Origin of the sequence: Rathayibacter sp. RFBD1, from assembly GCF_002932915.1 — a bacterium.
Lineage (GTDB): Bacteria > Actinomycetota > Actinomycetes > Actinomycetales > Microbacteriaceae > Rathayibacter.
The window spans coordinates 1-5938 of the sequence record NZ_PSWQ01000005.1 but is presented as its reverse complement, the minus strand read 5'-3'; the positions used below and the strand labels follow the sequence as shown (position 1 = coordinate 5938).

Below are 5938 nucleotides of genomic sequence, written 5' to 3'. Positions count from 1 at the left end.
GTGCTTGTGCTCGTGATGCGTCACGGAGGGGCTCCAGGGGTCGAGGGAGGCGGCGGGGGCCGTCCTCGGAGGCTAGGCGGGGCGGGGGGCGGCGTCCGCCCGTTGACTTCCCAGGTGCGCGGCCGTGCTCGCGGGTGCGGGGGCGCTCGCCGACTCGAGGTCCGTTCTCCTCCGGCTCCTGCTCCGTTCTCCTCCGGCTTCCGCGACTGTCCAGGAGTTGTTGCACTCGAGCTCGAGTGCGACGACTTCTGCGCACTCGGCGACGACCGCTGGGACGGGCCCGGCGGCTCGCGACCACGCGGAAGCGGCCGTACTGGAGCGCGAGTACGGCGACTTCGGAGCAGTGGCGACCGGCTCGAGTCTGCGGGTCCGCGAGTGCTCAGGAGTTGTCGCAGTCGACGCCGAGTGCGACGACTTCTGGACAGTGGGGGGAGGGGCTCCGGGTGAGCGCTCGCGAGTGCTCGGGAGTCGTCGCGGTCGCGGCCGAGTGCGACGACTTCTGGACGGTGGGCGGCGTCCGAGCGGCGTCAGGGACCCCGGCAGCACCCGTCAGGGACCCCGGCAGCACCCGTCAGGGACCCCGGCGGCACGCATCCGGGGCCCCGGCGGCACGCGTCGCGCCCGGCGCCCGCGACCTAGGGTGAGGGCATGCATCCGCTCGACGCCCAGGACCCGCTCGCGCACTGCCCCGAGCTGTTCGTCCGCACCCCCGAGGTCCGCTCCTACCTCGACGGCAACTCGCTCGGCCGGCCGCTGCGCGCGAGCGTCGCCCGGCTCGCGCGGTTCGCGGAGGAGGAGTGGGGCGGCCGCCTCATCCGCGGCTGGGAGGAGGGCTGGCTCGACATGCCGCTCGAGGTCGGCGACGCCCTCGGCTCCGCGGTGCTGGGAGCCGCGGCCGGGCAGACGGTCGTCGCCGACTCCACGACCGTCCTGCTCTACAAGCTCGCCCGCGCGGCGATCGCCCGCCAGGCGGAGCAGGGGCGCGACGAGATCGTCGTGGACACCGACAACTTCCCCACCGACCGGTACGTGCTGGAGGGCATCGCGGCCGAGACCGGCAGCACGCTCCGCTGGATCGACTCCGACCCCGGGAGCGGCGTCGGCCCCGACGACCTCGCCCCGGTGCTCGGCGAGCGGACGGCGCTGGTGCTGCTCAGCCACGTCGCGTACCGCTCGGGGTTCCTCGCCGACGCCGCGGCGATCACCGCCCAGGCGCACGAGGCCGGCGCGCTCGTGCTCTGGGACGCCTCCCACTCCGTCGGCTCCGTGCCGCTCGAGCTCGACGCGTGGGGCGCGGACCTCGCGGTCGGCTGCTCCTACAAGTACCTCAACGGAGGGCCGGGGGCGCCCGCGTGGGCGTACGTCGCCTCCCGGCACCAGGGCTCGCTCGCGCAGCCGGTGCAGGGCTGGATGGGCGTCGCCGACATGTTCGAGATGGGCCCCGGCTACCGTCCGGCCGAGGGGATGCGGCGCTTCCTCAGCGGCACCCCGCCGATCACGGGGATGCTCGCGATGCAGGACATGATCGCGCTGATCGCCTCGGTCGGCATGCCCGCGGTGCGCGCGAAATCGGAGGCGATGACGGCGTACGCGCTGGAGCTGGCCGACGCGTGGCTGGTGCCGCGCGGGGTGCGGGTGGCGACTCCGCTCGACCCCGCCCGACGCGGCTCGCACGTGACGATCGCGCACGAGTCGTTCGCCGGCCTCGTCCCGCGGCTGCAGGCGGACGGGATCGTGCCGGACTTCCGCCGACCCGACGGCATCCGGATCGGCCTCTCGCCCCTGTCGACCACCTTCGCCGAGCTGGAGCTGGGCATGGCGGCCGTCCGGGACGCGCTGGACTGAGCGGGCCGGGGCTCGGCGGGGCGGCTGTCCCCGGCCCCGCCCCTGCCCCTACCGCGCGTCGCGCGTCCGGCGGGTGCTCTCCTTCTGCAGGGCCTCGACGAGCTCCGCCTTCGTCATGCGCGAGCGGCCGGAGACGTCCAGGCGCTTGGCGAGGTCCATCAGGTGCGCCTTGGTCGCGTTCGCGTCCACTCCGCCCGCCGTCTCGCCCCCGGGGGAGCGGCCGTGTCCCTCGGCGCGGGAGTCGGAGGGGCCGCTCTCGGCCTTGCGCTCCCAGTGGTCGCCGACCTTCTCGTACTCGTGCTTCAGCGCGGCGAAGGCCGTGCGGTGGGCGCGCTCGCCGTCGCCGTAGCTGTCGACGGCCGAGTCGTGCGCGGCCGACCAGAGCTTCTGCGCGTGCTCGTCGGAGCGCTCGACGGTGGACGGGATCTGTTCCTCGCGGGGCATGGCGGCCTCCCTCTCGTCCTCCGACGCTACGTCGGGTCGGAGGCGCCGGTCACCCCGTTGACGAGCGCTCGGCGGGCGCCTCCGTCCCCGGAGCGCACTCGGGAGGCCGCTGCCGGTGTTCTCACCGGGCCGACGCCGATGATGGGGCGATGTTCATCCCGACCAGAGCCGCCGGTCTCGACGCGCTCGACGACTTCGTCGCCCGCGCCGGCTCCGCCTACGCCCGCGACCGCAACCACGACCTCGGACCGTCCCGGGACAACGTCTCCGGGCTCTCGCCCTACCTCCGCCACCGCCTCGTCACCGAGCGGGAGGTCGTCGCCGCGGTCCTCGCGCGGCACCGCCTGACCGCCGCGGAGAAGTTCGTCCAGGAGGTGTTCTGGCGCACCTACTGGAAGGGCTGGCTCGAGCAGAACCCGGACGTCTGGCGCCGCTACCGCCGCGAGGTGGCGGACTCCTCCGCGGGCGATCCTCCGCCCGGCTACCTCGACGCGATCGGCGGACGCAGCGGCATCGACGCGATGGACGCGTGGGTGAGCGAGCTCGTCGAGACCGGGTACCTCCACAACCACACCCGCATGTGGTTCGCGAGCATCTGGATCTTCACCCTCGGACTGCCCTGGCAGCTCGGCGCCGACTTCTTCTACCGGCACCTGCTGGACGGCGACGCCGCGTCCAACACCCTGTCGTGGCGATGGGTCGCCGGCCTGCAGACTCCGGGTAAGACCTATCTGGCCTCCGCGTCCAACATCGCGCGCTACACGGAGGGGCGCTTCTCGCCGAGCGGCCTCGCCACCACGGCCCCCGCGCTCACCGAGGAGCCCTTCCCGCCGCGGGCACCGCTCGAGCAGGACGACGTCGTGGGGACCGTCGGCGCCCGCCCCGGCCTCCTGTTGCACGAGGAGGACCTCGAGGCGGAGAGCCTGCTCGCCGAGCAGCCGGGTCTGGCCGAGCGCCTCGTGGCGTGCGCCGTCGCCGGGGACGCGGGCGGGCGCTCGCCGTCCGGAGTCTCCGACGCGGTCGCCGCCTTCACCGCCGCGGCGCTCGCCGACGCCGCCGAGCGCACCTCCGACTCCAGCGGTCGGCCGGCGAGGGTGCTGGCGGACGCGCGCGCCGCGACGGTCGTCGACTGGGCGGTGTCCGGGCGGATCGACACCGTGGTCGTTCCGTACGCTCCGGTCGGGCCCGTCGGCGAGCGGGTGGAGGCGCTCCGCTCGGCTCTCGCCGACGAGGGGGTCGCGCTCGTCACCGTGCGCCGCCGCTGGGACGGTGCGGCGTGGCCGTCGGCGTCGCGGGGATTCTTCCCGTTCCGGAAGCGGATCCCGGCGCTGGTGCGCGACATCGTCGAGCCCGCCGACGCGGCCCGCCTGTTCTGAGCGGCGTCCTGTGAGTTGCGTCCCGTGAGCCGCGTCCTGTGAGTTCCGTCCTGTGAGCCCCGTCCCGCGGAACCTGCCTGGTCCCGCGGGGCGGGTGCCGCTCAGCCGAGCAGGCGGTCGCGGAGGAAGTCGCTCGCGAAGCGGCCCGAGGGGTCCCACTCGGAGCGGAGGGTGCGCCACTCCTCGAGGTGCGGGTAGAGCGGCGCGATCTCGTCGGCTCCGGCGAGGAAGTGCTTGCCCCAGTGCGGCCGGGCGCCGAGCGGCAGCAGCGCGTCCTCGACGGCGGGGAGCACGGCGTCGACGCCGGCGCGGTCCTTCTTGAAGGTGAAGTGCACGCCGACGCTGTCGCGGCCTCCGGCGGGGGAGAGCCACTGGTCGTCGCCCGCCATGGTCCGCAGCTCCGTGATGAGCAGGACGTCGTCGATCCGCTCGCCGATCGCGCGCAGCGCCACGATCGCCTCGCGGACGTTCGCGCGCGGCACCATGTACTCGCTCTGTATCTCGTCGCCCGCGCTCGGCTCGCGGTCGAGGCGGAAGTGCGGCAGGCGCTCGGACCACGGTCCGACGGAGCCGCCGAACGGATTCAGGTTGGAGTCGACACCCTCCGAGACGGCGAAGAGGCTCGCGGAGGCGGCGACCGCGCCCAGGTGCGTCGCGTCGACGTCGGCGACGGATCCCGCCGCCACCTTGGTCTTCAGCCACAGCTGCTCCACGGTCGGCGAGGACCAGTGGGTCATGAGGCTGACGCTGTAGGCGGAGGAGGTGATCGCGTCGAAGTCGTCGAGCACGCGCTCCCAGGGCAGGTCGACGAACGCGTCCTGGCGGACGTCGAAGGTCGGCTGGATGTCGAGGGTCACGCGGGTGACGATGCCGAAGGCGCCGAGGCCGACGACGACGCCCTCGAAGCCCGGCTCCCCGCGGCGGATCGTGCGCAGCGAGCCGTCGGCGGTGACGAGCTCGAGGGCCGAGACGGCGGAGGAGAGGTTCGCGTTGCGGTCGCCCGAGCCGTGGGTGCCGGTCGCGATGGCGCCGGCGACCGAGATGTGCGGGAGCGAGCCCATGTTGTGCAGGGCGTAGCCGTTGCTGTGCAGGTGTGCGGCGACGACGCCGTAGCGGGTGGCGCCGCCGACGGCGACGGTGCTCGCCTCGGCGTCGATCACGGGGTCGGAGGCCAGGCGGCCCAGGTGCAGCAGTGCGCCGGGGGTGTCGGGCAGGGAGTTGAAGGAGTGGCGGCTGCCGAGGGCGCGGACGCGCTCGTTCTCGCGGACGAGGCGCTGCACCTCCTCGACGGACTCCGGCTCGATGATGGCGGCGGCGCGGTACTCGTAGGTGCCCGCCCAGTTGCTCCGTGAGGTCATGGATCCATTCTGCCGGGTGCGCGGGGGATTTGTTGTTGGTTGCAACGAATGGCCCGGTGGTGCACGGGGACACCGCAGGACGGAACGGCGTGGATTTTGTTCGGGGCGCGCTCCGGGCCCCTGCCGGGGAGGGCGGCGATGACCGCGCGCAGACGACCCCGCTCCGATCTGTTCCGGGTGCGCGTGAGCCTCCTGGTCACGATCGTGGTGGTGCTGCTCGTCCTGGCGACGGGGACGCTCGCTCCGGGCGACGGGGCCGTCGATGCGACGGCGACCCTCGTTCCGGTCTCTCTGCTCGGCCGGCCGCTCTCCACCGCCCTCTCCGTGGGCTGGAGCGCCGCCTCCTCCTCGCGCCTCGACGAGCAGGCGCTGCGGAGCGCCGCCGAGGAGGAGGCGCGCGGCGAGCGGCGCCTCCTCTCGCGGATGGCGGGAGCGACCGGGGCGACCGGCACGACGCTGTCGGCGGCGGTGCCGGCGGCGGTGCCGGCGATCGTGGTCACGGTGGCGATCGCGCAGAGGACGGAGTCCCGCAGCGAGCCCCTCTCCCTCGCCGCCGCCCTGCTCGCCGTCGCGAGCTCGTGGGTGCTGATGGTCTTCTCGTTCGCGCAGGCCTGCCTGCGCCTCGAGTCGCGGTCGCCCGGCGGTCGCAGGTGCGCTTCGCCTTCGAGGAGGCGCCGCACCTCAGCGACTATGCGACCCTTGCGCTCCTGCTGTCCACGACGGCGGCCACGGTCTCGGCCGAGATCCGCTCGAGAGAGGGCTGGCGCCTGGTGCGCGCGAACGTCGTCATCGCGTCCGCCTTCGACTCGGTCATCATTGCGATGACGGTGTCACTGCTGTTCGGCGGACTCACGGCCTGAGACGGCGGGAGCGGAGCGTCCGGCGGAGCCGGGGGCGGTGGGGTCGGGGCGGGTT

The 5938-nt window shown here is 74.0% G+C and carries 5 protein-coding genes; 3 read left to right on the top strand and 2 right to left on the bottom strand.

Annotated elements, in window-relative coordinates; genetic code table 11:
- The first annotated feature begins 648 nt into the window (after positions 1-648).
- Complete coding sequence (locus C5D50_RS02520) at positions 649-1845, top strand: kynureninase (RefSeq protein ID WP_104282629.1); 1197 nt, start codon at positions 649-651, stop codon at positions 1843-1845.
- Positions 1846-1893: 48 nt separating this feature from the next.
- On the opposite strand, the gene C5D50_RS02515 is transcribed toward C5D50_RS02520, so the two are convergent.
- Positions 1894-2289 carry a ChaB family protein gene (locus tag C5D50_RS02515; RefSeq protein ID WP_104282628.1) on the bottom strand — a complete coding sequence of 132 codons (396 nt, stop codon included), beginning with the start codon at positions 2287-2289 and terminating at the stop codon, positions 1894-1896.
- A 149-nt stretch (positions 2290-2438) separates the two neighbouring features.
- Here C5D50_RS02515 and C5D50_RS02510 point away from each other — a divergent pair, with 149 nt between their 5' ends.
- The gene (locus C5D50_RS02510) at positions 2439-3665 is read left to right on the top strand and encodes an FAD-binding domain-containing protein (RefSeq protein WP_104282627.1); all 1227 of its coding nucleotides are present in this window, start codon (positions 2439-2441) and stop codon (positions 3663-3665) included.
- A 101-nt stretch (positions 3666-3766) separates the two neighbouring features.
- On the opposite strand, the gene C5D50_RS02505 is transcribed toward C5D50_RS02510, so the two are convergent.
- Positions 3767-5023 (bottom strand): D-arabinono-1,4-lactone oxidase, encoded by a 1257-nt coding sequence (locus C5D50_RS02505; protein WP_104282626.1) that lies wholly within the window; start codon positions 5021-5023, stop codon positions 3767-3769.
- A 650-nt stretch (positions 5024-5673) separates the two neighbouring features.
- Here C5D50_RS02505 and C5D50_RS02495 point away from each other — a divergent pair.
- Positions 5674-5883 (top strand): DUF1345 domain-containing protein, encoded by a 210-nt coding sequence (locus C5D50_RS02495; protein WP_104282624.1) that lies wholly within the window; start codon positions 5674-5676, stop codon positions 5881-5883.
- Positions 5884-5938: the final 55 nt, after the last annotated feature.